Annotated in this window: 18 protein-coding genes; 10 read left to right on the top strand and 8 right to left on the bottom strand. The window is 57.6% G+C overall.

Annotation, left to right across the window (positions count from 1 at the left end; translation table 11 throughout):
• Positions 1–54: 54 nt before the first annotated feature.
• The gene (locus V5D86_RS04295) at positions 55–1188 is read left to right on the top strand and encodes a hypothetical protein (RefSeq protein ID WP_414595469.1); all 1134 of its coding nucleotides are present in this window, start codon (positions 55–57) and stop codon (positions 1186–1188) included.
• A gap of 50 nt (positions 1189–1238) precedes the next feature.
• Here the strand turns inward: V5D86_RS04295 and V5D86_RS04290 are convergent, their stop codons facing one another.
• The gene (locus V5D86_RS04290) at positions 1239–2447 is read right to left on the bottom strand and encodes a proteasome-activating nucleotidase (protein WP_414595468.1); all 1209 of its coding nucleotides are present in this window, start codon (positions 2445–2447) and stop codon (positions 1239–1241) included.
• 167 nt (positions 2448–2614) lie between these two features.
• Here V5D86_RS04290 and V5D86_RS04285 point away from each other — a divergent pair, with 167 nt between their 5' ends.
• Entirely contained in the window at positions 2615–3109 is a 495-nt protein-coding gene (locus V5D86_RS04285) for a multiprotein bridging factor aMBF1 (RefSeq protein ID WP_414595467.1), read from the top strand.
• Here the strand turns inward: V5D86_RS04285 and V5D86_RS04280 are convergent.
• Positions 3096–3614 (bottom strand): DUF2240 family protein, encoded by a 519-nt coding sequence (locus V5D86_RS04280; RefSeq protein ID WP_414595466.1) that lies wholly within the window; start codon positions 3612–3614, stop codon positions 3096–3098. The two genes, V5D86_RS04285 and V5D86_RS04280, sit on opposite strands and share 14 nt — an antisense overlap.
• A 174-nt stretch (positions 3615–3788) precedes the next feature.
• On the opposite strand from V5D86_RS04280, the gene V5D86_RS04275 reads away from it, so the two are divergent.
• The 4 genes from V5D86_RS04275 to V5D86_RS04260 are packed head-to-tail and all read left to right on the top strand — an operon-like array spanning position 3789 to position 6072.
• Positions 3789–3965 (top strand): DNA-directed RNA polymerase subunit K, encoded by a 177-nt coding sequence (locus V5D86_RS04275; protein ID WP_414595465.1) that lies wholly within the window; start codon positions 3789–3791, stop codon positions 3963–3965.
• A gap of 11 nt (positions 3966–3976) precedes the next feature.
• Positions 3977–4609: a 30S ribosomal protein S2 gene (gene rpsB, locus V5D86_RS04270; protein ID WP_414595464.1), complete on the top strand. Its 633-nt coding sequence runs from the start codon at positions 3977–3979 to the stop codon at positions 4607–4609.
• Positions 4610–4659: 50 nt separating this feature from the next.
• Entirely contained in the window at positions 4660–5475 is an 816-nt protein-coding gene (gene amrB, locus V5D86_RS04265) for an AmmeMemoRadiSam system protein B (protein WP_414595463.1), read from the top strand.
• A gap of 36 nt (positions 5476–5511) precedes the next feature.
• Positions 5512–6072: a zinc-ribbon domain-containing protein gene (locus V5D86_RS04260; RefSeq protein WP_414595462.1), complete on the top strand. Its 561-nt coding sequence runs from the start codon at positions 5512–5514 to the stop codon at positions 6070–6072.
• A 44-nt stretch (positions 6073–6116) separates the two neighbouring features.
• Here the strand turns inward: V5D86_RS04260 and V5D86_RS04255 are convergent, their stop codons facing one another.
• Together V5D86_RS04255 and V5D86_RS04250 are read right to left on the bottom strand one after the other, a co-directional pair.
• Positions 6117–7037, bottom strand: coding sequence for an RPA family protein (locus V5D86_RS04255; RefSeq protein WP_414595461.1), 921 nt, complete (start codon positions 7035–7037; stop codon positions 6117–6119).
• A complete protein-coding gene (locus V5D86_RS04250) occupies positions 7034–8350 on the bottom strand; it encodes a single-stranded DNA-binding protein (RefSeq protein ID WP_414595460.1) in 1317 nt (438 codons plus the stop codon). Before V5D86_RS04250 ends, V5D86_RS04255 begins: the two co-directional genes overlap by 4 nt.
• A 137-nt stretch (positions 8351–8487) precedes the next feature.
• Here V5D86_RS04250 and V5D86_RS04245 point away from each other — a divergent pair, with 137 nt between their 5' ends.
• The 3 genes from V5D86_RS04245 (at position 8488) to V5D86_RS04235 (ending at position 10477) form a co-directional block, all read left to right on the top strand.
• Positions 8488–8943: a DIP1984 family protein gene (locus V5D86_RS04245; protein ID WP_414595459.1), complete on the top strand. Its 456-nt coding sequence runs from the start codon at positions 8488–8490 to the stop codon at positions 8941–8943.
• Positions 8944–9191: 248 nt separating this feature from the next.
• Positions 9192–10265, top strand: a complete 1074-nt coding sequence (locus V5D86_RS04240; RefSeq protein ID WP_414595458.1) for a formate--phosphoribosylaminoimidazolecarboxamide ligase — start codon at positions 9192–9194, stop codon at positions 10263–10265.
• 62 nt (positions 10266–10327) lie between these two features.
• Positions 10328–10477, top strand: a complete 150-nt coding sequence (locus tag V5D86_RS04235) for a hypothetical protein (protein WP_414595457.1) — start codon at positions 10328–10330, stop codon at positions 10475–10477.
• 116 nt (positions 10478–10593) lie between these two features.
• Here V5D86_RS04235 and V5D86_RS04230 read toward each other — a convergent pair whose 3' ends face one another.
• Positions 10594–12156: an ATP-binding protein gene (locus V5D86_RS04230; RefSeq protein WP_414595456.1), complete on the bottom strand. Its 1563-nt coding sequence runs from the start codon at positions 12154–12156 to the stop codon at positions 10594–10596.
• A gap of 399 nt (positions 12157–12555) precedes the next feature.
• The gene (locus tag V5D86_RS04225) at positions 12556–13986 is read right to left on the bottom strand and encodes an ATP-binding protein (RefSeq protein ID WP_414595455.1); all 1431 of its coding nucleotides are present in this window, start codon (positions 13984–13986) and stop codon (positions 12556–12558) included.
• A gap of 204 nt (positions 13987–14190) precedes the next feature.
• Between V5D86_RS04225 and V5D86_RS04220 the strand changes: the two genes are divergently transcribed.
• Complete coding sequence (locus V5D86_RS04220; protein ID WP_414595454.1) at positions 14191–15345, top strand: pyridoxal phosphate-dependent aminotransferase; 1155 nt, start codon at positions 14191–14193, stop codon at positions 15343–15345.
• 331 nt (positions 15346–15676) lie between these two features.
• Here the strand turns inward: V5D86_RS04220 and V5D86_RS04215 are convergent, their stop codons facing one another.
• Positions 15677–20200, bottom strand: a complete 4524-nt coding sequence (locus V5D86_RS04215; RefSeq protein ID WP_414595453.1) for a beta strand repeat-containing protein — start codon at positions 20198–20200, stop codon at positions 15677–15679.
• A 452-nt stretch (positions 20201–20652) separates the two neighbouring features.
• Positions 20653–25119 (bottom strand): beta strand repeat-containing protein, encoded by a 4467-nt coding sequence (locus tag V5D86_RS04210; protein WP_414595452.1) that lies wholly within the window; start codon positions 25117–25119, stop codon positions 20653–20655.
• Positions 25120–25740: the final 621 nt, after the last annotated feature.

Below are 25740 nucleotides of genomic sequence, written 5' to 3'. Positions count from 1 at the left end.
AAAAGATTTACCTCATGTGCCGGGGCCCGGTACGTACGCGAAGGCGGGGATCGGATGCTGGTCAGATTTTCGGTGAGGAACTACTGGTGCTTCAGGGAACAGGTCGAGATCGACTTCACTGACAAGAGGAACTACGATTTCGGCAAGGAGTGCGTCCGCGGGGACTTCCTGGAGAAGGTCGTGATACTCGGCGGGAACGGTTCCGGGAAGACGAGCTTCGGCTATGCCATAATGGATATAGTCACCACGGTCACGGGCTTCACCAAGGACATAGGGCAGCACACGGAGGCATGCTTCATCAACGGGGATTCGGGATCGGACCGGGCGACCTTCCGCTATGAGTTCTCCTGGCACGGGACATCCGTCGTCTACGAGTACGAGAAGACATCGCCGTTCAGGGTGGTCTCGGAATCATTGACCGTGGACCGTAGGTCCGTGTTCTCGTACGACCTCGACGATCCGGACGCATCCTTCTTCGAACCGTTGCTGGCAGAGGTCGTCGGTTCGGACGCGTCCTGTCTGGACGGGTCCAAGGCGCTGATGAAGGTCTTGCACGACATGCCCCGTCGCGATGATTCGCCGATGTGTGCGGTGTTCGACTTCGCGGAGCACTCCCTGTATTACCGTGCGATGTGGCGCATGGACGACCATATCGGGATGATGGACCACGATGTCGACCCGTCCGTGTTCATCATGGAGAACGGCCTCATCGACGAGTTCGAGCAGTTCCTCAGAGGGGTGGGCGGAGTGGATATATCGGTCGGATGCTCAGGTGGCGGGATAACGGTGGCAACGGGAACGAAGGAGATCCCGTTCTACCAGGGGGTGTCGCGCGGGACCGCCATCCTGTCGCGCCTCTATGTCTGGATCATGCGTTGCAGGGACAGGGATTCCCTGATCTTCTTCGATGATTTCGACGACCTGTTCGACTATAGGACCGCGGAGAACGTGATGGACTACATCATACGCGGCAGTGATGCGCAGTGCGTCTTCGTGACCCACAACGTGGAGCTGGTGTCGTGCGACCACATGCGTCCGGACTGCTGTTTCATAATGGGCCATGGTTGCCTCTCGTCGCTCTCGAGCCTCACAGGGAAGAACATACGTCGCGGGAACAACCTTGCCAAGATGGTCCGCGAGGGGGAGTTCTCGACGACCGATGAGAGCGAGCGGTCCGAGGACCTATGAGAAGTGTCCCGGGACCGGAAGGTCCGATCCCGGGGATGGATTGGAGTTTCTCACCCGTACAGGTATGCGGGTGCGGGCTTCGCCTTGTTCCTGCCGGCCTCGACGACCTTCTCCTTGGCGTCCATGAAGTCGCGCTCGGTGATGTGGTCCCTGTCGTGGCGGATGGCAAGCATTCCGGCCTCTGTGCAGATGCTCTTGATCTCCGCTCCGGACAGCCCTTCGGTGGCCTCCGCCAGCTTCTTCGCGGACACCTTCTTGTCCACGTTCATGTGCTGGAGGTTGATCTTGAAGATCTGCGTCCTGCCCTCGGTGTCGGGGAGCCCGACGTCGATGATCCTGTCGAACCTCCCGGGCCTGAGCAGTGCATCGTCCAGGATGTCCGGCCTGTTGGTGGCACCGATGATCTTGACATCGCTGGTGGGCGTGAAGCCGTCCAGCTCCGAGAGGAGCTGCATGAGCGTCCTCTGGACCTCGCGGTCCCCGGATGTCGCGACGTCGAGACGCCTGGCGCCGACGGAGTCCAGCTCGTCGATGAATATGATGCTGGGCGCCTTGTCCTTGGCGAGCTGGAACAGCTCGCGCACCAGCCTGGCACCCTCTCCGATGTACTTCTGGACGAGCTCGGACCCGACCAGTCTTATGAATGTCGCCTGGGTCGCGTTCGCGACGGCCTTGGCCATCAGGGTCTTACCGGTCCCGGGCGGACCGACCAGGAGGACGCCCTTGGGGGGCTCTATCCCGACCTTCTTGTAGAGCTCGGGCCTGAGCAGCGGGTCCTCCACGGCCTCCCTGAGCTCCATCATCTGTGTCTTGAGGCCTCCGATGTCGTCGTAGGTCACATCGGGCTTCCCGATGATCTCCGCTCCGGACACCACCGGGTCGACCGGTGTGGGCAGGACCTCCATCAGGGAGAGGGTCTGCTTGTTCAGCGACACCCTCGACCCGACTATGAGGTCGTCCGGGGGTACGTACTCGGACACGGTCACGACGAAGTCGGGGCCGGTGGAGCTCTTGACGACCACGCGGTTGTTCGGAAGCACGTCCCTGAGGGACGCCACTATGAGCGGCGGGCTCTTGAGCCTCTCGAGCTCGTTCCTGAGCCTAGAAAGGTCCTTCTGAAGCCTGAAGAGCTCGCTCTCGGAGTAGCGCTTCTCGGTCTCGGCGTTCTGGAGGTCCTCCATCAGCCTGACGTTCCTCTCCTCGAGGGTGACAATCTTGGCCTTGAGTTCGGCCACGTCCTCGTTCTCGCCCGCGGTCATATATCCTCCCTCGGGTTACAGAGGAGGTCGGTTATAACCGTTTCCCGCGTTCGCATGGGAGCGTAGGCACGGTGGACTCTCCGGCCGAGGTCGCGGTTTCCGTATCGTGCGTCCTGTCCCGAGGGGCGGAACCAAAAGATAATATCGGCGGCGACGATGAAGTGGGCATGTTATGCGAGATGTGCGGAAAGGACGTCCCGGTGACCCGCGAGATCATCCTGGACGGCGCTAGACTCAGCGTTTGCCCCAACTGCTCCAAGTTCGGAGAGATGTCGGGTTCCTCGGCCACATCCAGACCGGGCGCTCCCGTGTCCCAGTCGGTCATAGACCAGAGGCTGGAGCGTCGCGAGAGGAGGATGCAATCCAAGGACATCTATGCCGGGACCACGACCATCGAGATCGTGGACGATTACGGAGGAGTCATCAGGAGGGCACGCGAGGCCAGGGGGATGGACCTCAAGACCTTCGCCAACCAGATCCAGGAGAAGCAGGGGACGCTCGCCAAGATCGAGGCCAACAACCTGGTCCCGGACGACAGGCTCGCCAAGAAGATCGAGAAGGCCCTCGATGTCAAGCTGACCGAGGCCGTCCAGTCCGGCGGGACCGTCGGAGGCAACCGCGGCGGCGGCATGACCCTCGGTAACTTCATCAAGAAGGAGTGACCGGGCCCGCGACCCAGTCGCGGACCTTCCCCGTCAGCGGGGCGATGTCGACGCCTGCGTCGCGCAGCACGACGAGTGCGGCGACGCAGATGTCGATGTCCAGATTCTTTTGGATGCGGTTGCATTCCTGTATGAACTCACGGCGGGGGATCCCTGCGCCCACGGCTATCTCCATGAGCTCCGGGAACACATCCTGGCTCTTACCATCGGACGTCTTCGGCACGGGCGGGGCCTGTTTCGGGGCCTCATGCTGCAGCACGTCCTTCGACGGACGATATGCCAGCGGCACGTCGATCTGGGCTATGTCCCCCTTCGGGCGTATGTACCCGTCCTTCTGTTCGATCTTGCCGCTCCTGACCAGGGCTGACAGCAGGGCCTTGGCCTCGGACGGTGTCATCCACTTCTGGCCCAGCGACACCTCCATCACGAATTCGTCCGTCGTGGCCACGTCCTTGCCGATCGTGCGGAAGAATGCCGCGGTGCAAAGCTCAAGCTCGTCTGCCATGGTCGCCCGCATCCCGTCCGCCGAAATAACCGTTACTATCTCCGCGTGAACCATTATGTACGCTGTGTGCGCACACTATATATTACGCGCGCGTTGTTTGTTATCCCTACTAACAGGGAGGCAAACGCTTATATGCGACCTGCGAATACGAGCCGTATCCCACTTGGTGATATCATGGAGAGCAAATACACCAGATTCGAGAAGGCCAGGATCATCGGCGCAAGGTCGCTGCAGATCTCCTACGGGGCCCCTGTGCTTGTGGATTACCCTGAGACCATGCTCGACCCCATCGACATTGCGATGCTGGAGTACAAGGCCGACATGATCCCCATCACCGTCGTGAAGAACTAAGAGGAATTTCAATGGCAGACGATGACATTCAGCCCATAGACAGCAACGAGCTCCTGGTCCCCGAAGAAACCTACCTCACATCCGGAGTCCACATCGGAACCCAGCAGAAGTCTGCTGACATGAAGGACTTCATCTACAAGGTCAGGACCGACGGACTGTACGTCCTTGACATCAAGAAGACCGACGACAGGATCAGGGCGGCAGCCTCTTTCCTTGCCCGCTTCAACCCCAACAGGGTCCTCGTCGTCTGCGCAAGGCAGTACGGACAGAAGCCCGCCAGGGAGTTCTCCAAGGCCATCAACGCACCCGCCTTCGCCGGCAGGTTCGTTCCCGGGACCCTGACCAACCCCGCCAACCCCAACTTCATCGAGCCCGAAGTGCTCGTCATCACCGACCCCTCTGCGGACAAGCAGGCCCTCAACGAGGCCCTCAACCTCGGAATCCCCATCGTGGCCCTCTGCGATGCCAACAACGAGACCCGTAACGTCGATATCGTCATCCCCACCAACAACAAGGGAAGGCGTGCCCTGGCATGCATCTTCTGGCTGCTCTCCAGGCAGACCCTTGTCGAGAGGGGAGACCTCAAGGACCCCGAAGACTTCAAGCTCGAGATCGAGGACTTTGAGGCCAAGCTGGTCATCTGAGGGTCTTTTAAGACCCTCAAAACCTTTTACCATACTTCTATACCCCATCCATGAGACAGCCCGCAGTCGCCGGTCGCTTCTACCCTGCGAGTCCGGAGGGACTCAGAGACGCAATCGAATCCTGCTTCATGGACGGCCTCGGTCCGGGACTCCCGGAGGGCCGCGGGTCCTCCAGAAGGGTCCGTGGCGCCATGGTCCCGCATGCGGGGTACATGGCCTCCGGGGCCAATGCCGCACACGTCTACCGCAGGCTGGCCGAGGACGGGGGTCCCGACGCCTACGTGATCATCGGACCGGACCATCATGGCACATGTGCGGGGAGCGTCCTGTGCTCGGACCCGTTCGTCACCCCGCTCGGGGTGTGCGGGACGCACGAGGGCATATGCGGTCGTCTGGCAGGGTCGATCCCCGACTCGCCGGACGCGCACGCGTTCGAGCATTCCGTCGAGGTCCAGGTGCCGTTCATCCAGTACATCGACCCGGAGGCGAGGATCGTCCCGATCCTCATGGGCGACCAGTCACCTGCCGCCGCCGAACGTCTCGCATCGTGTCTCAGGGAGGCGTGCGAGGGGTTCGACGTGGTCTTCATCGCGTCCACCGACCTGTCCCACTACATCCCGAAGGGTGATGCCGGAAGGCTCGACTCGATGGTCCTGGACAGGGTGCGCGCGATGGACCCGGACGGGCTGTACCGCACCGTAGCGGACAACCGCATCTCCATGTGCGGGTACGGACCGGTGATGACCGTGATGAGGCTCTGCAGCGGCTGTATCCCGGAGGGGGTCCTGCATACGGATTCCAACGATTCGCTCGGTATCGATCCCGATTCCGTGGTGGGATACGGTTCGGCGACGTTCGTCGATTGAATCAGATATAATTAGAAGAAAGTGAATTGATGTCACATGCTAACTGAGGAGCAACGTTTTTGCACCTACTGCGGGCAGAACCTCTCGGGGAACGCCCGCTTCTGTCCCTCATGCGGTACCAAGGTGCCATCGGACGACCCTGCGGTCGCCGAGGCCGAGAAAGCGAAGATCAAGGACTCGCTCGGGAACCAGCTGAACTGGGCCGCGGTCCTGATGCTGGTCTACTCCGTGCCGTTCCTGATCTTCGGCCTGTATCTCCTGATCGACCTCAACTCCATCGTGGACATCCTCATGGCCGACCCCAACTTCGTCGAGATGTACGGATTCTCCAGGGAGGAGGTCACCCAGTACTTCAACTACGCAGTCTTCGCGTACCTCGCATCCTCCATCTGCGGTATCGCGTCCGCGGTCCTCTGCTGGAAGAGGATGCACTACTGGGTCGCGCTCATCCTCTGCATCTTCTCGGTGTTCACCGGGGCCGCGGGATTCCTCGCGCTGTTCATGGGACTGTTCGCGTTCTGGATGATCCTGGCGGGAAGGCTTGGATTCTCCGAGTACTCCGACAAGCTGGATGAAGAACTGGCTCAGATGAGGTGAGGATAAACCGGGCGGTCCTTTCGGACCGCCCCAAAACACTTTGATCAGATGCGTTTCAGGTATCTGAGGTTGGGCTCGTACACGAGTCCCTTGTCCATGAGGGTGTTGGAGATCTCCTCGAGCTCTATCCCCCCTATGCCTTCAGCTTCGGCCCTTCTCTCGAGCTCGTCGCGAGGGGCGCCCTTGCCGTCGACGTCCAGCTCGTCCAGCAGGTTCAGGATGATGTCCTCCATCTGCCCGTGGTTGCTCTTCTCGGACCCTCCCTCGTCGATGTCGATCTCGTCGGGGCCGTCGTCCAGGCCCTCGGGGAACCCGAAGTCGACCTCCTTCTCGGGAAGGAGCCTGCGGAGCGCGTTCTGTATGGTCTTGAGGTATGCGGACGAATCGGGCATCTCGCCGTTGTCCAGTGCGTAGAGCATGCCCTCGGCCTCGACGGGCGTCATGCCCATCTTGACGAGGTCCGGCACCTTGGCGTCCGGCATGGAGACGACCTCCTTCATCCACTTGAGCCTGGCCCATGTGGACTTGGCGGTGTCGAGGAGCCACTCGTTGAGCGTGTCCTCCTCGATCCTGACTATCCTCTCCGGCCTGACCGATATGAACGTCCTGCCGTCGCCGTTGTTGTACGTGCGGACCCTTCCGACCGCTGCGACATGGCAGGGCACCTCGAGGTCCGCCATGGCCGCGAGGGCATCCGGCTGGAACCTTCCGATGCTCAGGTAGTAGACGCCGTTGACGTCCTGGACGCGGGCCCTCCACATGGGCTCGTCCTCGGTGCCGCTGTTGGCCTTCTCCGTGATGGTCCCCGCGATGAGGATCCTGTTGACCTTGGCGCCCAGGGGGGTGACGATGTACGAGGGCATCTTCTCCTCGGTGGCCTTGATCTCCAGGACGGAGCTGTTCAGCTCGTTGGCGAAGATCCTCCAGGCGGTCTCCCTGGGGCTGATCTTTCCGTTGGGGTTCATATCGCCGCCTCCACTTCGGAAAGGAGTTTCTCGGCCTCCTCCTGGATGTCGGTCTCCACGGCCTCCGCGGACCTCACGATCATGCTGGGTCCGTAGTCGTCGCTCATGACGTTGCCGGTGAGGCGGACCTTCTTGAGCAGTATCCTCCCCATGAGCTCCCTCACGATCACGCCCTCGCCCTGGATGTTGGCGAGCTGGGTGGCCATGCTCATCGTCACCCCGGTGAGCCTCTCGGTATCGACGCGGTTCACGATGGCGCCGATCGCACCGGTGCCGTCGTCCACGACGAGCTTCATCCTCATGTCGGGTATGCCGTCCACGGAGCCGTGGGCGGTGCACATGCCGTTCATGACGGAGCGGTTGCACTGGGGGCACCTCTTGATCAGGCCGCTCCCGTTCTTCATGTCCACGACGACGCCCTCGACGGTGATGTCGAGCCCGCCGCCGATCCTGTTGATCTCGCAGACGGTCTTCAGGGAATCCCCGGCCTCGACCTCGATGGGCGTGCCGAGCCTGTCCACGACGGCGCGGTCGCCGATGTTCAGCTGGGGTATGCCCTTCCATGCGCGTATGTAGCAGTTCTTGACGGAGATGGACTCCCCGGCCTTGAGGTCGAAGTCGTGCCATGCGGAGTACTGTATCTTCCCGGTCTCGTCCGCGATTATGCCGGAGTAGACGATCTTCTCCTCGCCGCGGCTGACGATCTTCCTGGATTCCACGGACATGATGCGTCCCTCCACGGACACGTTGCCCATCCCCTCGCGGATGTCCCCGATCTTCACATCGGTGGATGCGAGGGACGCGGTGCTGTTGGGGACCTCGAACTCGATCCCGACGGCGGGCTCGACCTTCCCGCGGTTCCCGATGTTGATCTGCACGCGCTCGTTCCAGAGCTTGCAGTAGCAGTTCCTGAAGTTGTACACCGAGCCCTTCTCCATCTGGACCGCTCCAGGTTCCCAGACGGTGAACGATGCCGTTCCAGTGTCATCCCCCAGGATGCCGGAGACGATGGTCTTGTTGAGGCCCTTGACGGTGATGTTCTTCGTCTCCACGTAGACGATCTTGGCGACGATGTCCACGTTCGGTTCCGTGCCGTTGAGGTCCGCGACCTTCTTCACGGGCGTGGACGAGGTGGCGAACGAGCTGTCGCTCTTCCCGTACTTCCTGAGGATCCCGCGCTTGGCGGCCGCTATGTCCACGTGGTAGTCGTTGAGGTACTTGTTGAGCTCGGCCATGAGCTCATCGTCGTCGATACTTCCTTCAAGCGCCTTTTTTAGTTCTTCAAAGTGAGGCGTCAGTTCTGTGTTGTTCATGGGATCGACTCCCTCCCCGTGCGGGGATAATCGGTAGAGCACGAGGCGGTATTTAGAGAAGCGTCCCCCGCTCATAATCGGGTCCGAAGGACGATGTTCTCGCGCTGTTTAAATCGCGGGTCGCGGATGTCCGGTGCATGAGATTGGCCGAGGCATTGAAGCTCAGGGCGGACCTGAACACCAGGCTCTTGGAACTTGGCGGGAGGCTCAACAGCAACGCCAAGGTGCAGGAGGGCGAGAGCCCCGCGGAGGACCCCGGGGACCTCCTGGCGGAACTCGATTCGGTGTCGGATCAGATGCAGGACCTCATCACCAGGATAAACCTGACCAACAGCGTCACCAGGGCGGATGACGGCAGGACCCTCACGGAGCTCATAGCCAGGCGCGACATCCTGATCAGGAAGTCGGAGATCCTCAGGGCGTTCCTGAACGAGGCCGGATCGCTGGTCAACAGGTACAGCTCGACCGAGATCAGGGTCCAGAGCACCGTGAACGTGAGGGACCTCCGCAAGGTCGTGGACTCGGTGGCGGAGGAGGCCCGCTCCATCGACGTGAGGATACAGGAGCTCAACTGGACCACGGACCTCGTCTGAGGGTCGGCAGGTAGGACCTGCCGGAGCGGGTGCGACCCATGGCGTCTGCCATATTGCACGTCCCAGGGCGCGGGACACGACTCACCGTGAAGCCCCGATCGTGACAATCGCACGGACACCATTCACCGTAACAACCGACGCACCGGCCGGCACGTCCGAGGGAGGGACAGGGGTTTACGCCGATCCCGGAACGGTATCCCAGACAGTATGTATGGAGATATTTTTATCATTGAACGCAATTGACCAATATGGTTCCCAAGAGTAAGATCGATGAGATTCTGGACGGGTACGATACGAGCGACATAACGATCGCGACGCTCTGCTCCCATTCATCGCTCCAGATCTTCCACGGTGCTAGGAAGATGGGCTTCAAGACTCTAGGACTCACCATCTCTCACAGTACCAAGTACTACGACGCGTTCCCCCTGGCGAAGCCCGACGAGATCTTCCGCTACAAGGACTTCGACGATTTCGAGGAGCGCATCGGAGAGCTTCAGGACAGGAACACCATAATCATCCCCCACGGCTCGTTCGTCGAGTACATGGGGCCCCGCAGGTTCGCGGAGCTCCCCATCCCCTCGTACGGGAACCGCGCGGTCCTCGGGTGGGAGTCCGACAGGGACAGGCAGAGGCAGTGGATCACCTCGTCCGGCGTCCCGATGCCGAAGCTCATCACCGATGCCAGGGAGATCAACGAGCCGGTCATGGTCAAGTACCACGGGGCGAAGGGCGGGAGGGGATACTTCATCGCCATGGACTACCCGGACTTCAAGATGGCCATCGACCAGAGCCAGCCGTACACCATCCAGGAGTACTGCCTCGGGACCAGGTACTATCTGCACTTCTTCTACGACCCGTACAAGACCGACGGGTACAGGTGCGAGCAGGGAGGGTCCCTGGAGCTCATGTCCATAGACAGGCGCGACGAGTCCAACATCGACGAGATGTACAAGCTCGGATCGATCGAGGAGTCCAGGAGACACGGTCTGTACCCGTCCTTCGTCGTGACCGGGAACACGTCCGTGGTCATCAGGGAGTCGCTCCTTCCCAAGGCGTTCGAGATGGCGGAGGCCATCGTCAACAAGTCCTATGAGCTGTTCGGCGGCATGTGGGGCCCGTTCTGTCTCGAGACGGTCGTCTCCGACAAGCTGGACTTCAAGGTGTTCGAGATCTCCACGAGGATCGTGGCTGGGACGAACCCGTTCATATCCGGTTCACCGTATGCGGACCTGATCTATCCCGGCCTGAGCACCGGTGCCAGGCTCGCGATGGAGATCAGGGATTCCATCCAGCAGGGCCATCTCAAGGACATAATGTCCTGAGGCACATTTTAACGGCCGTCTCCCGTCGGAGGCGGCCGATCTCTTATCCGAGTCCGTGGACGGTGCGTGGGCCGAACGACATACTCAGGCCGGACTGCTATTTCCTGATGGAGGGCAACAGGATCGGGGCATTCTCGGATCTGACCGAGAGGGAGCTCAGGGAGGGACACAATCTCGAGAAGCTGTATCGTGGCGGGGAGTTCAATGAGTGACAGGAAGACACTCTTCGTTGTGGAGGGGAAACGTGCCGATCCGCGCTTTTTCCTTAACTGCTTCATGTCGCACGTCCTGAATAGTTACCGTTCGGAAACGATAGCCACTTCCGAACTCAGAATTCAAGCGGTCCTTCGGATTTCACGTATGCTATGGTGTTCTTCTCGAACATGGAATCCATGAATGCGGCTGCAAATATCGGATAGTGTTCCACCCCATTCTCATCGACAAAGATGTTGGATTTCTCTAATTTTATGAATCTGGAGATCCTGTACATCGAATACCTCTCATCGGTCATGAGTTTCCTAAGGGAGCTGGCCCTCCTGTTGTTTCCGGATTTCACTTCGATCGCTGCAATCCTCCCGTCGAAGTTTGCGATGAAATCGATCTCTATGCGGTCTACGGCCATCGATCCGTCCTTTTTCTCGTAGCGTTTGTTCCTCTCAAAGTAGAACAGTTCCAGGCCACAGCGTTCGATCATGTTGGCCACAGCGTTCTCGATTATTCCACCCTTGTTGATGGAATAATCGCCCCCGGATATCGCGACTCTGACGCCGACCTCCATTCCGCACATGAGCAGTCCTGTGTCTGACAGGTAGATCTTGAAGTGTCTGTTTATGTGATTCTTCAGCGGCATGACGGGCTCTGAAAGACATTCGCAGACCTGGGCAATACCCATCGATTCGAGCCAGGATATGGGTTCGAGGTAGTCGCGCCATCCGTTGTTCGGTTGTCCGTCCACGTCCGTGTATGAGAATTTCTTCCTTCTCTTCCCCAGTTGTTTGGGGATGGATAGGAGGCACATGCGTACTTTTTCCTTGATCTCGATGGGTGCATAGTCGATGACGTCCGACCTGTACCAGTTCATGATGTTCGTTTGAATGTCGATAAGCGACGCTCCTGACCGTGGTGATGATATGCTGTCCAACACAGCGAGGGGCATACCGCCAACGGTCAGGTATTGGTCGAAATAGCGGTTAAGAGTGTTCAATGTGGCTTCCGTGAATCCTTTTTTGTTCCTTATGTTCTCACGGATGCGATCCGTATCCTCCTCGCTCACGTTGATCGCCCACAGATATTCCTCGAAATCCATGGGGTACATCTCGATGACTTGCTCGTAACCGACCGGTTTGAGCTTTACGGAACCTTCGGTCAGGGACTTCTTGACGTATTCCGTAGGGTCTTTCGCGCTCACTTCAAACTCGTCCGGTTCACCGACATCATCCATTTTCTTCACTGTGACCGACAGCCATTCCAGAGGGTCCCAATATGATCCCTTCCCGTCCGTACGCTTCAGGCCCATGGTACCCAGGAGCGACCCTGAGGCTATGATGTCCAGGTCGCTGTTGTTCACCAGGGCTTTGATCGCAGATCTGGCGTTTGGGCAGAGTTGGATTTCGTCGAGGAATAGGAGGGACTTGTTCTTCTCGATGATGAAATCCTTGTAACGCAACCGGATCTCACGAACGATCGTGGCAGCATCCGTGTTGTCTTTGAATATGTCCGTGGTGTTTTCGTCTGAGAAGTTTATGCAGAGGTAGTTGTCGTAATGCTCCTTTCCGAAGTGTTCCACAAGGTATGACTTCCCCACCTGTCTGGCCCCTGTGACGATCAATCCCTTCTTGTTCGGGTCGTCTTTCCATTCCACCAGTTTGTCCATCAATTTTCTTCTCAGCATGTGGGTCCTGAGGATAAGTACTTATTATTAAGTATTAATAGATTTTTAACTAGTTAAAACTCTGTAATTTCAGACTTTTAACTGGTTAATTCTCTAAAATAACATAAACCAACTAATAATTTAGTATGAAGTGTTCAAACCCGTTATCATCTGCATCATACTTTTTCTGTATCCATTTGAAGGCGTGCAGGACAACACCGGGAAGCTATCGAAAGCCGATCCACTATCACTCGTGACAGTCTTCGGGCCGTTCATCGGTCATTTCTGGCGATAGCCATGGTGTGTTCGATCGTTCCCGGATAACAGGTCATGTCTACGGCCTCTTCGATTCAGATGGTACCGTTCTTGAAGTCTGCGGATAATACAATGAGGACCTGCCGATCTGACATGGACGGGACGTCAAGCGCCAGCGACCTTGTCCTCATGACAACGATCCGAGGGCGCATCATCCCCGCGGACCTCATCGAACCTGGCGTTCAGGTCGTCCATGCTTCCCATCTCCTCTATGTCCGATCCGTCGGACCTCGGGAAGAACGATGGCCCGAACAACGGATAGTTCTCGATACCGTTCTCGTCGACGAAGACGTTCCCGTCCGAGACCTTGATCAGACGTGACACGGAACGGGTCCTGGACAGCGAGCGCAGGGACTTCGCCCTCTTGTCCCTGCCGGATTTGACCTCTATGGCAGAGACCTTGCCCCCTATGCTTATCACGAAATCGACCTCCAGGGTGCTGTCCCTCTTCCCATAGAACCTCAGTTCGTATCCGTTGCTCCTGAGCGCACAGCCTATCGCGTTCCTCATCACCGCACCGTTGTTCGAGTACGGGTCGCGATTGACTATGTTCCCTGCGGCCCCATCCTCCATCATGGCCGTCAGCATCCCTGTGTCCGCCATGTAGAGTTTGAACGACGATCTCCTCGTCCTTCCCGTCAGAGGGGCGACAGGCTCCTCGAGGTTGTAGCAGTACTCTATGAGCCCCGCCCTCTTCAACCAGAGCAGGGCGGTGCCGTACAGGCGCGCCCCTCCCTTCCGCTTCTCTATGCGGAAGTACTCGAACTTGTCGTTCTCGTCGGCGAGCTGCTCCGGGATGGACCTGAGGCAGGATTCGATCCTCAGTCTCTGTGAGCCCTTGGAGTATCTCTCCGCATCCTCTCCGACGACCTCCAGGATGTCGTTCAGGATCTTACGTACCGCTGCGTAGTTCTGCTTGACAGAGTATTCGAGTACGGCCGCCGGCATCCCGCCTACGACCATGTATCTCCTGAACAGGTCGTTGGTCCTCTTGCATATGTAGTCGTCGATGTGCTCCTTGTTATCTATGCACCTGTGGAGCATGTCCGTACCGCTCTTCTTCACGCCCATGGCCCAGAGGAACTCCTCGAAGTCCATAGGCCCCATATCCAGGATGTTGACGTATCCCATCGGGGTCCTGCGCTGGAGGTCGTCGATCTTGACGCCGAGGAGCGACCCGGATGCTATGATGTCGTACCTGCCGTCGATCACAAGGGATTTCAGCGACGAGTATGCCGATATGCAGGACTGGATCTCATCCAGGATTATGGCCGATCTCCCGGGTACGAGCCGGACAGGCTCGTCGAATGAGATGCGGTCGATGATCGCGGATGCGGATATGTCCTCTGTCTCGAACACTGCGCGGATATCGGCGCGGTCCTCCAGGTCTATGTAGATGTGGCTTTCGTAATTGGCTTCGGCGAACTCCCTCACGAGATGGGTCTTACCGGTCTGACGGCATCCCCTGACGAGCAGGGCCTTCCTGTTGGGGTCCTCCTTCCAGGACATCATCATGGCGTACGCCTTGCGCTCCATGATCTCGGATATGCCTGGTAAGATAAATATGCATCTTTTATGAGGGAACTTGAGGTGCTTATTGCAACAATCATGAGGGAACCTCCGTCCCTGTCATGACAGGCGGCGATGCGTCGGGCGCACCGTCCGCACCCCTCCGGGGAGCGCTCCCATGGAAGGCTTTTAATGAGCTACTCTCATGCACGCGCATCAAGAGGAACGACCATGGTTTCCAAGAGACTTCAGGAGATCCCCGCGTCGGGGACGATCGCCATCTCGAATCTGGTTAGCCAGATGAGGGCGGATGGGGTGGACGTAGTGTCCTTCTCCATGGGTGAGCCCGACTTCACCACTCCTGCGAACATAATAGACTCGTGCTGCGAGGCTCTCCAGGACGGCTTCACCCACTACACCCCGTCGATGGGCATACCGGAGCTCAGGCAGGCGGTCGCCGACATGGAGAGGACCGTGGACAACGTTCCCTGCCAGGCGTCCAACGTTCTGGTCACCCCCACCAAGCAGGCGATATTCATGATCGCCCTGGCGTTCATCGACCCCGGGGACGAGGTCATCCTCCCGGACCCCTCGTGGGTCTCCTACGAGGCGTGCATCCGCCTGTGCGGCGGTGTCCCCGTGTACGTTCCGACGAGGTTCGAGGACGAGTTCGTCGTGGACCCCGCGCTCATCGAGGCGGCGATCACCCCTAGGACGAGGATGATCATCCTCAACACCCCGTCCAACCCGACCGGGTGCGTCATACCCGGGGACGTGCTGAGACAGATCGCCGACATCGCGATCGCGCACGACATCCTGGTGATGTCCGACGAGATCTACGAGAGCATCATCTACGAGGGGAAGCACGTGTCCATGGCGTCCCTCCCGGGGATGTTCGACCGCACCCTGCTGGTGTCGGGTCTCTCCAAGACGTACGCGATGACCGGGTGGAGGCTCGGATGGGCGATCGCGTCCGAGGAGAACATAAAGGCGATCAACAAGCTGCAGTCCCATTCCATATCCTGTGCGGTCTCCTTCGCACAGAAGGCGGCCGTGGAGGCCATCAGGGGCCCCCAGGGTGCGAAGGACGACATGGTCAGGGAGTTCAGGAAGAGGCGCGACCTCGCGCTGGACCTGATCGCGGAGATCCCCCAGCTCGAATGCAACGTCCCCAAGGGGGCGTTCTACGTGTTCCCGAGGTACTCGGTGGACATGCCGTCCGCGAAGCTCGCGGAGATCCTCCTGAAGGAGGGGCACGTCGCCGTCACCCCCGGTACCGCGTTCGGGCCCGGAGGGGAGGGATTCTTCAGGGTGTCCTACGCGACGTCCGAGGACCAGATCCGCGAGGGGTTCGACAGGATCAGGAAGACCCTGTCCGGACTCTGAGTCCGACTTATCGATGCGGTCCCGTCCCTCCGTGATCGGGGGGCGGGCCGCGACTTCTTTTTTTCGATCATCAGAATTGACCGCCCTGTTTTTCGCAGGGCGTAAGTAGGTCCGACGGAGGAATACGCATTTTTCCGACACCGGGGACCGGTTTAGCGGCATTTAGTGATGCTGTGATGTTGTGAGCGTGATGTGTGACGTCCCGTGCCCAGAGAGGCACGGGGAAGGGTGTTTGCTGTTCAGGATTGGGCTGGTGCCGGGGCCCTTACGGGCCCCTGTGTTTGCTCTTCAGGTCAGTGGGGATAGCCTTCGCTCATCCGTGTGTTCGCGATCAGCTCCTCATGAGCCTCATGGCGACGATGATGGCCATGACGACGATGAGGACGACGAGGATGATCAGCAGGTAGTCGGTGATGGTCATTCCGGAGTCGTTGTTGTCGGGTGCGTCGGGGACGTATCCGGTCTTCTCGATGCCGGTGAGCTGGAATGTGACAAGCCTGTCCTTTCCAGTTTCGGGGCTGTGGTCGCCGGAGATGTTGAATGACATGCCGTCGATCGTACAGACGGTTCCATCGTTGACAGCTCCGTTGAATGCCAGCTTGGCCTCGCCAGAGTATCCTATGGCCACATTATAGGTGATCTTGTGCTCTCCTGCAGTGAGCTTTATGGGGGTGTCCTCAGAGACGAGGTTTCCGTCGATGCTGATGTCGATGACGCCTTCGGCTCCGACGATGACGACCTCATAGACCTCGTAGTCGATCTTGGCGGTGACCTTGTCGATGTCTCCGATGTTCTCGGTCGCCTCCTCGCCCTTGTCATTCAGCCAGTACTTGAACTCCGCATTGGAGATGGTGGTCTTGATATCCTGGACGGACGTCTTGGTGCCATCGAAGTCATACGCGGTGACGTACAGTTCGTCCTCGACGAAGAACTCGGTGGGGTCGATGTTCTTGACAGCGCTCTCGGGGATGCTGGATCCCGCAGCTACGACTGCAAGGATGTTGATGAACTCGGGGATGACGGGGCCGGTCACTGTCGCGACAGCTCCAGTATTTCCTTCGATGGTCTTCTCGGACACACCGAGATACAGCTCATCGACATCGAATACACCCTTTCCTTCGGTAGCGGTGGCCTCGGACACGGCGAGCGTTCCATAGACCTCGATAACATCGGAATCGAGTGTGGAGTTGTTCAGAACGTTGACAGTTCCGTTGATGACAAGCTTGTCGATCACGGAACGCGCGTTCTCGTTATCTATGTTCAGGATTCCATCGACGGTGATCGCATCGATGTCCGAAGGTCCGAGGGCGGCCTCTCCGGAAACAGTGAACACGTCCTTCTTGTCCTTGTCGTTGAAGGAGTAGAATCCCCCTGCCACTTCGAAGATCTTCTTCTCATCGTCATCTACAGTGGAAACGACACTGAACAGGATGTATGCATCTACACTGGTGTAGTATCCTGCCACACCTGCCAGGTCCAGAGTGCCGGTACCATCGGTGATGGTTCCAGTGAACTCGCTTCCAGTGAATATGATTCCTGCGTCGGACAGGGTGATGCTGGATGCGACCACATCTCCGTAGACAACGATCGTAGCGCAATCAACATTCATGTCGGGCTTTCCCGCGAACGTGACATCATCGATCTTCAGGGCCGCCTCGGAATCGAAGTTGTGGATGCCCAGACTCTGATCGTCGACCTCGGCGATCTTCAGGGCCGCAGCAGATACGGGCTCGGCATAGGTGTAGGTGATTCCCTTCTCGGTCTTGTAGTAGTATGCCGCAGAGACTTTGAGAGCATTCACGAACACATCGTCGTCGGACTTGATCATCCCGTTGAGGACGATCTCTCCCTTCTCCTTCACGCCTTCCACGGGTGCATAGCTGACATCTGATTTGTTGATGTAGAACACTCCGTTCACGGTCAGGGTCACATTGTTCCCTATGACGACGGCCTTGTCGTCGGTATCGAGTGTGACCTCGGCGGGGATCTCGACGCTGTTCTTGATGGTCACAGTGTCCTTGGACAGTTTCACGGTGTCGCCGGGGTTTGCATTGCCGAGCGCATAGGCCACTCCGCAGTAGGTCCTGTCCTTCTCACCGTTCATGATGACGTCGCTGACGAAATCTCCGGTGGTCTTGAGGGTGCCCTTGACATCCGCGATGTATACGACTCCATCGGCGGTAGTCTTCGCGTTCTTGAAGGTCGATCCAGCATCGAACGTGACCTTCGCGTCCGTCTTGACGACGAGCTCGCCGCTGTTGGTCACTGCAACGCCGGTTGGGACGGTGATGTCCTTGGTGACGGTGTTCTTGTTGAGCAGAGTGATCTTCTTGGCTCCGTCGGCGACCGCGGTCTCGAAGGAGGTGTAGATGGTCTGCTTCTCGGTAGTGGTGGTCTTCGCGACCTCGTATTTCGCGGCATTGATGCTTCCATCAGTGCTGACGGTCAGATCGATCTTGGCAACGGTGATCTTTCCGGTGACGTATATGGCGCCGGTGGTCGTCATCTTGGCATCGGACACGACGGTGATGGTTCCGGAGACGTACATGCTGCTGGCGTTATTGACCTCGACGAACTCTCCGATGGAGAGGGCATCTGCGACAGCGGTCCTTCCGGAAAGGTTGATCGTTCCAGTAAGTGTATCTTTCGGAGGCTCATCTGCAACTCCAATGTACGAGGATGCAACCGCACCAGCGACAGAGAACTGCTTGTAGTACTCTGTGCCTGTGGTTACCTCGGTGTTCTTCTCGAGGGCGAGGGTGACGGTCATTCCCTCGATTGTCCTATTCTGAGCGGGCGCGAAGACGACGCTAAGTGTGTCAGTATCGTTGCTCAGAACGGTCTTCGCGGGATTGAAACCGGTGTCGTTGATCGTCAGTTTCTTTCCGTTTCCGCTGATGCTCACGACATCGACCTTTGCATCGGCGGATGTGAGGGAGATCGTGGTGTTATCCATCAGGGCTCCGTTGATGGTGACAGTTCCGGCATTTTGGAACTTTCCGCTGGAGCCGAACGCGAACATCCCGTTGATGTCGACGACTCCGTCAGCGGTGTTCTTGAAGGCAGACTTCTGATAGTTGGCGAAGTAGGAGTCCTCTCCAACGGTGATGGTCCCGTTGTTCTCGAAGTTGGCCCCATCCAGGTTCATGGATGTAAACTCGGTCTTCCCATCACCCTCGACAGCGGTGTAGTCCAGGATGATCGATCCGTCGTTCACGGCGGATGCTCCTGCAAGGATGATGAACCCTCCAGATTTCTCTTTCAGAGCTTCGATCCCGAAATAGTCGCTGTCGATCTTATCTGCAGCGACCTTAGCCATCTTCGATTCCACGATGATGGTCCCATCGTTCTCGAGTTCCGCGGTCCCGTTGTAGAGGACGAGCCTCGCTCCGTCCTCGATGGTCAGGGTCACTCCTTCGGGAATGATCATCTTTCCTTCGATGATGATGAGGGTCCCCTCAACAAGAGTGGTGTCGCCAGTGAGGGTGATGGTCTGGTATGCTCCGTATTTGGTGGACGTCTTCCAGTCTCCGCTGATCGTTCCGTCGGATGCGATCCCGGAGGTGTCCACGGATCCGGTTCCGGTGATGCTGGGGAGAACGATGTCCTTGTTGTTGACGAACAGGGTTCCGTCGTTCTCGATCGTTCCTTTGCTCAGGTCGCTGGCACTGGCGATGGACAGTGCGGCACCCTCTTCGATTTTGACGGTGCTACCTTCTGCTATGGAGACTTTTACGTCTTCTCCGATCTCGAGCTTTCCATCGGTGATCGTGACATCCTTCAGGACGATGTTATCGGCACCTTCGATCTTCCCTTTGATCTCACCGGCAGACATCTCTCCGGTGATCACGACGGGTGTCGCAGGTGTCGCTCCAGTGGTGAGGGCCCTTGCAGTCTGCACGGTCTCGTTCGAGATCTTCACTTTGGAATTGGTCTTCGAGTCCGCGGTGACGGAGACGTACGCTCCCGCAGCATCGTTGATGACATTTCCGCTGAAGGTCGCACCGTTCTCGATGATTATATTGCACTTACTGACGTCGGCATTGACGCCGGAGGGAACAGTGAACACGGCTCCGGAGTGGACCGTGATGTCGGTGGCACTAGAGATGGATTTTGCGACCCATGCACTGTTGGAGGAGGTTCCGTAGACCTTGCACTGGTTCACGGTGACCTCGATCACACCATCGTTATCCGTTATTCCGATCGTTGCACTAGTGTTCTCGGTGTACGCGGACCCTATCCCGTCCAGGGTGTCCAGAGTGACAGACCCTGCAACGGTCTCGTTTCCGACATTGAGTCCTCCCCATGCCTTTTCGGCAGGGTTGGTCGCGCTACATGCGGTCATGTTGACCGTGTGCTGGCCGACAGCGAACCCTGCTCTGATGTAGTTGGTGACATCGACATCGTTCAGGTCGATTGTGAGAACTGTCGTATCTGCGTAAGAGACGTTGACTCCGCCAGCGATTTCATTGCTGTCGATGTTGAGGTCGTTGATATCGGCAGCGGCAGTGATGTTGAGGACATAGCCGCTTCCTTGGCTGTTGGCCCACTCCGATCCGGTGGCTGTAATTGTATGGTTGCCTCCGTTAATCGTCACGGCACGGTTGATGCTTATCGCACTACTCGTTTTAAAATCAGCCGTGATGTTGATCGTCTCAACTTTGGTATTGCTTATTGCTGTGGTAAAATCTTCAGCGTTCGCGACAGACGCCGTTTTCTCGTCGGTACTGTATGCGGGCGCAGCGTCGCTGTCCTCGGCGACTGCAGGTACAGCCGCGAACACAGCGAACGCGATCGCCAGAACGGCGACGGCCGCGAGGAGTTTCGAGCGGGATAGCCCCCCCCCCCACAGCATCCATTTTGGTTGTTTTCATGTGTATTCCTCCGGATCTCTCCGGTTTCAGGCACCTGATGTCTCATCCATCTCCGTTCTCAGGTATACACAATGCCTAATCCCGCCTAAGTCCCGTCGGATATAAACCCCGGATCCCCGTTGATTCGAGCGCCGTGTGCGGGAAACGCGGTACTTTCGCATGAGACCTCACATGCCGTCGTGTTGACCGCCCTGTTTTTTGCAGGGCGTAAGGAGGTCTGCGGAGGAATACGCATTTTTGAAACCGCAGTCCGGTTTAGCGTCATTGCGCGAGCATGTGAGGTGTGAGCGTGATGGTGACGTCCCGTGCCCCGGAGGGCACGGGGAAGGTGTTTGCTCTTCAGGATCTATGTGGGTCTCGGGGCCCTTCCGGGCCCCTGTGTTTGCTCTTCAGGTGATTGGTCGATAGCCTTCGCTCATCCGTGCGTTTATGATCAGCTTCTCATGAGCCTCATGGCGACGATGATGGCCATGACGACGATGAGGACGACGAGGATGATCAGCAGGTAGTCTGTGATGGTCATTCCGCCGTTGTCGCTGGAGTCGGGTGCGTCGGGGACGAACCCGGACTTCTCGATGCCGGTGAGCTGGAGGGTGACGACAGTGTCGTATCCATTGGTGGTCTCGTTGAACTTTCCGGAGATGTCGAAGTTCATTCCGTCGAGGGTGCAGGTCGCACCATCGAATACGGATCCATTGACAGCCAGCTTGGCCTCTCCGGTGTATCCATTGGCGAGGTTGTAGGTGATCGTGTGCTTTCCAGCAGCGACGATGGCATAGTAGCTGTTGGCTCCGTTGGCAAGCATGAGGTTTCCATCGATGGAGACATCGTTGACTCCGACATCGGCGAGGATAACGACGTTGTATACCTCGTAGACGATCTTTGCAGTGACCTTCTCGTATCCAACATCTCCGACCTTCTTGTCGTTTGCATTCTCAGTTCCCTTCGACCAGTACTGGAAGTCGGCGTTCTCGACCTTGGTCTTGAATTCTCCGATCTTCGCATTTCCATCGACAGTGTAGACTGTGATGTACAGGGTGTCCTCGACATAGAACTGGGTGGAGTTCTCCTCGGTGATAGCCTCGGGGACGGTAGATCCGGGTGCAACGACGACGTACTTGGTGACATCGACAGGTCCGGTGACGGTTCCTGCGGCTCCAGAGGTGTCATTCTCGGCGTCCTTCATAGAGATGCCGACGTACATCTCATCCACAGTGGCGGTGCCTGCATTCTGCTCGGTTGTCAGTTCGGCGACGGAGAACGTTCCGTAGACCTCGGCTTCGGTTATGGAGGCGTAGGTGTCGCTGGGAACGTTGAAGGTTCCGTTGACGACGAGCGTTCCGATGACGGCTTTGTCTGCATCAGAGTCAGCCAGGACGTTGAGGGTTCCATCGACAACGATCTTGTCGATGTCGCAGGTGCTGAGGGATGCGACTCCGGCGACGGTGAACGCGTAGGTCCTGTCGTCGGTGTCGGCGAACTCCTCGAATCCACCGGCGATGACGAGAGTCTTCACATCATCGATGTTCGTCGATCCCACGGTGAAAATCGAGGAGTTTCCGTTCACAGTGACGGTTCCGACACTGTTGGTGATGACGGCGTTGACATCGATGTCAGCGAATGCCGCTGCCGCGTTGTCGAGGGTGATGCTCTTGATCTCCACATCGTTCAGGGCGAAGAGGATGACCGCGGGCTCGTCGGCGGACTTCCCGGTGACGGTGATGTCCGAGACCTTCAGGGCCGCGTCAGCATCATAGTTCATCACGACCATGTTCACAGAGTCGGCTCCATAGGAGAGCGCACCAGCATCGGCGATCTTCCCGACGGCGTTCTCGACAGGTTCCACGTAGTACGTGTCGTCGGTGTTGGTCTCGATCACGTAGTATGCACCGGTGATGTCGAGGCCCATCTCGAGGATGGACCTGTTGTCGGACTTGACGACTCCGTTGGCGACGATCTTCGCATCCTTGTCGGCTGCAGAGGTTCCAGGGTTGAGGGTGATGATGGAGTTCTCGCGGTCGTTGTCGATGAAGAGGGTCCCGTTCACAGTGACGGTCACGTTCTTCTCGACCACTACATCGTATCCGTTGGTGTCGAGGGTGACTCCGGCGGGGATGATGAGGTTCTTCGAGATGGCGTTGTCACCGGTCAGGTCATTGCTGAGCTTCACGACGTCGCCTTCCTTAGCGTTACCGAGGGCGTATGCGAGTCCGCAGTAGGTCCTGTCCTTCTCGCCGTTTATGGTGACATCGCTGACGATCTTGTCCGCACCGGATTTCAGGGTTCCCTTGACATCCGCGATGTAGAGGACTCCGTCGACATCGATTCCGCTTCCAGCGTTCTTCAGGATGGAGCCGGTCTCGAAGGAGACTTCCGCATCCTCATCGATCGCCATGTCGCCGGTGTTGCTGAATATGACAGAGACATCTGCAGGAATTGTCACATCGACATCGACATCATTCTCTCCGAGGATGTTGATGACTTTCGCACCATCCGCAACGGCTGTTGCGAAAGCGGTGTAGACGTACTTCTTGTCGGTCTCGGTGGTACTCGCGACGGTGTATGATGCGGCGTTGATGCGACTTTTCTCGGTCGCATCGAGATCCGCTGCGATGAGGGTCAGTTTCCCAGTGACGGTGACCTCTCCTGCAGCGGAACCGGTTATGTTCGAGTCAGCTGCACCGATGTTGAAAACTCCACCCTTGACCACATCGAAGGTTCCCCTGACGATGAGGTCGGAGTCATTCTTCACGGTGAAAGTGATCTTCTCTCCAACGGATACTGCTTCAGAGACCACGGCACGTCCGTAGGCGGAGACATATGAGATTCCGAGTTTCTCAGAGTCAACAGTGGTATCGACGAACGAGGTGGTGATTTTACCGCTCACGACGAACTGCTGGTAGAGGGGCTTCTCGTCGCTCTGTGTATAGTCCTCGGTCTTCTCGGTCTTCAGGGTAATCGAGATTCCCTCAATGACCTGCTTGCTACTGCTGGCGTCTGTTCCGGTTCCAGCTTTGATATTGATTTTCTGCGCCTCATCATTGACGATGTTGAGCTTCTCATCGGAGTTGAATCCGGTGTTGTTGACAGAGAGCAGGAATGATCCAGCGATGGAGACGATGTCTACCTTCGCATCCACAGATGTGAGGGAGATGTTAGAGGCTTTGGTGACCTCTCCGTTGATAGTGACGAGACCCGCGTTGGCGAGTGCGTCGATGCTGAAGGCCCCTGCGATGCTGAAGGTTCCGTCGACACCGTTGACTGCATTGGTTGCAGAAATGACGAGTTCGGAATCCTCTCCAACGACGACGTTCCCGTTGTTGGTGAATTTCGAAGCGATGTTCATGGAGTAGTATGTGCTCGGGACCTCAGGGAGGGTGTAGTCGAGGGTGATGGTTCCGTTGTTGGTGACCTCGGATCCTCCCATGATGACGAATCCGCCGTTGCGATCGACAGCCTCAGAAGCTCCAGTAGGAGTGATGCTGGACTGGGATTTGGACTCGATGATTATGGCCCCGTTGTTCTCGATCTTCCCGGCGATCCCGCTGACGATGAGTTGGGCTCCGTCCTCGACGACGAACTTTATCCCCTCGGGGATGATCAGGGTTCCCTCGAATGTGAACACGGTCCCCTTGACGAGGGTGACGTCCCCTGTCGCAGTGATCACCTGGTTCTTGGTGAATGTTGTAGTGGTGTCGAAGGATCCGCTGATGGTACCCTCGGATGCGATGGCGGAGGAGTCGACGGTCCCAGTCCCGGTGACGTCCGCATCAGCGACGTTTGCCTTCTGACTGATCAATGCGATGGTTCCCTTGTTGTCGATGGCTCCGGAGACGGTTCCTCCGACTGCGAGGGTGGCCTTAGGATCGACAGTGAGCTTGCTACCTTGAGTGACCGTCAGAGATCCACCCTCAGCAACAGTGAGTTTTCCAACTACAGAAACACTGTTCCCAGCGCCGTTGTCGATGGTAACGGTGAGGCCTCCAGCAGTGGTCGTGGTCCCGGTGATAGTCGCACCGTCGATCTCGACATCCCCATTCGCAGTGATGGTGACCGCGGTAGTAGCGTTGATAGTACCGGAGAGAACAACGGATCCCTCGGAGAAGGTCAGTCCGTCAGTCCCGGCAACGAGGCCGTTCTCAGAAACAGTGGTCAGCTTCGCCTTCCCATCGTCTGCGATGTATCCGATCTTTCCGACGAACTTGTTACCTTCGACGAGTGTGAGAGAGGCATTCTCTCCGAGAATAAGGCCGTTGTCTCCACCGGTGATGGTAACATTCGCGTCCTTTGCGGCCTCGACAGTGGTCGCACCGCGAACGGTGGTCCCGTTGAAGGTCCATCCGGTAGCGGCCTTACTGTCAGCATTGATGTTCTGGAACTCGACGGTTCCGTCGGTGAACTTGGCAGCAGTCCCATTTGCAGTAGAGGTCCCACTGACTGCATTGTAGAGTCCGTTGTACAGCTCAGGAGAAACGATTTCCGAGTCGGTGAAGAGTGTGATCTCCGAAGCATTGATGGCGGCAGTCTGCCCAGCGATGTTGGAAGTAGTACTCTGTTTTGCATATACTCCGACAAAGCCGGTGGCGTTGATGTCGGAAGCGACAAGTTTCGCTCCATAGATGTTGATGTTCTCGACGTTAACATTGGCATCGTTCATGTTGAAGTATCCAGCGACGGAAGCGTTCCCGATATCCGCATTGACAACGGATTTTCCGCTGATATCGAAGTATGCGCACTGTACCCCACTGTTCCCGATGAAGTCGAGTGCGGAGGCTCCAGAAACCTTGAACACAGTGTTGTTCGCGGTCTGGACTGCGGAGTGTGCACCGTTCGCTTCGACGGTGACGTTGGAGGCATTCTTGATGTCGAAGACTACCCCTTGGGGGCTTTCGGCATTCATGTTGATGAATGTGGCAGTGGTGGTGTTGCCAGTAAGCTCGACATCGGCTTTATCAACAATAACACTGGACTGAGTGTTGCCAGAGTTGATGATGAACGAGACGTCGGTGGCGGCCGAGGTCAGCGTGAGCGTGTAGTTGGCCTTGGCGTCAGGATCGCTCTGAATCGTGAGTGTGTATCCAGCAAGATTAATCTGTTTCAGTGTTGTGACAGATACATCTGCTTTCAGATTCCAAGTTGTGTTAGCAGTCAGTTTGAGAATTCCATTGCTGGCACCATCAGTGATATCTGACGCAGTATCGACATCAACTGGTGTTGTATTCGCATCGCTGTCATCGGCAACTGCAGGTACAGCTGCGAAGACCGCGAACGCGATCGCCAGAACGGCGATAGCCGCGAGGAGTTTTGAGCGGCATAGCCCCCCCCCGTGACTTCCAATTTGGTTGTTTTCATGTGTATTCCTCCGGATTTCTCCGGTCAGGCACCTGAACTCTCATCCTCTCCGTACTCAGGTATACACAATGCCTGTCACCGCCCAACGGTCCATCGATATAAACCCTTGCGTGGCGGTTCCTCGGTGCGCGTATCAGGAAAACACCCTGTTCTCACGTCGGGGGACTTC

Source organism: Candidatus Methanoprimaticola sp. MG2 (genome assembly GCF_047501175.1).
Taxonomy (GTDB): Archaea; Thermoplasmatota; Thermoplasmata; order Methanomassiliicoccales; family Methanomethylophilaceae; genus Methanoprimaticola.
Note: the sequence above shows the minus strand (reverse complement) of the source record. Positions and strands in the feature narration are given on the sequence as shown.

Bases quoted from the DNA above. Each gene is read 5' to 3' on its own strand.
- V5D86_RS04295 (WP_414595469.1), top strand. From the start codon at position 55: ATGCTGGTCAGATTTTCGGTGAGGAACTACTGGTGCTTCAGGGAACAG.
- V5D86_RS04290 (WP_414595468.1), bottom strand. From the start codon at position 2,447: ATGACCGCGGGCGAGAACGAGGACGTGGCCGAACTCAAGGCCAAGATT.
- V5D86_RS04285 (WP_414595467.1), top strand. From the start codon at position 2,615: ATGTTATGCGAGATGTGCGGAAAGGACGTCCCGGTGACCCGCGAGATC.
- V5D86_RS04280 (WP_414595466.1), bottom strand. From the start codon at position 3,614: ATGGCAGACGAGCTTGAGCTTTGCACCGCGGCATTCTTCCGCACGATC.
- V5D86_RS04275 (WP_414595465.1), top strand. From the start codon at position 3,789: ATGGAGAGCAAATACACCAGATTCGAGAAGGCCAGGATCATCGGCGCA.
- rpsB (WP_414595464.1), top strand. From the start codon at position 3,977: ATGGCAGACGATGACATTCAGCCCATAGACAGCAACGAGCTCCTGGTC.
- amrB (WP_414595463.1), top strand. From the start codon at position 4,660: ATGAGACAGCCCGCAGTCGCCGGTCGCTTCTACCCTGCGAGTCCGGAG.
- V5D86_RS04260 (WP_414595462.1), top strand. From the start codon at position 5,512: ATGCTAACTGAGGAGCAACGTTTTTGCACCTACTGCGGGCAGAACCTC.
- V5D86_RS04255 (WP_414595461.1), bottom strand. From the start codon at position 7,037: ATGAACCCCAACGGAAAGATCAGCCCCAGGGAGACCGCCTGGAGGATC.
- V5D86_RS04250 (WP_414595460.1), bottom strand. From the start codon at position 8,350: ATGAACAACACAGAACTGACGCCTCACTTTGAAGAACTAAAAAAGGCG.
- V5D86_RS04245 (WP_414595459.1), top strand. From the start codon at position 8,488: ATGAGATTGGCCGAGGCATTGAAGCTCAGGGCGGACCTGAACACCAGG.
- V5D86_RS04240 (WP_414595458.1), top strand. From the start codon at position 9,192: ATGGTTCCCAAGAGTAAGATCGATGAGATTCTGGACGGGTACGATACG.
- V5D86_RS04230 (WP_414595456.1), bottom strand. From the start codon at position 12,156: ATGCTGAGAAGAAAATTGATGGACAAACTGGTGGAATGGAAAGACGAC.
- V5D86_RS04225 (WP_414595455.1), bottom strand. From the start codon at position 13,986: ATGGAGCGCAAGGCGTACGCCATGATGATGTCCTGGAAGGAGGACCCC.
- V5D86_RS04220 (WP_414595454.1), top strand. From the start codon at position 14,191: ATGGTTTCCAAGAGACTTCAGGAGATCCCCGCGTCGGGGACGATCGCC.
- V5D86_RS04215 (WP_414595453.1), bottom strand. From the start codon at position 20,200: ATGCTGTGGGGGGGGGGGCTATCCCGCTCGAAACTCCTCGCGGCCGTC.
- V5D86_RS04210 (WP_414595452.1), bottom strand. From the start codon at position 25,119: ATGAATGCCGAAAGCCCCCAAGGGGTAGTCTTCGACATCAAGAATGCC.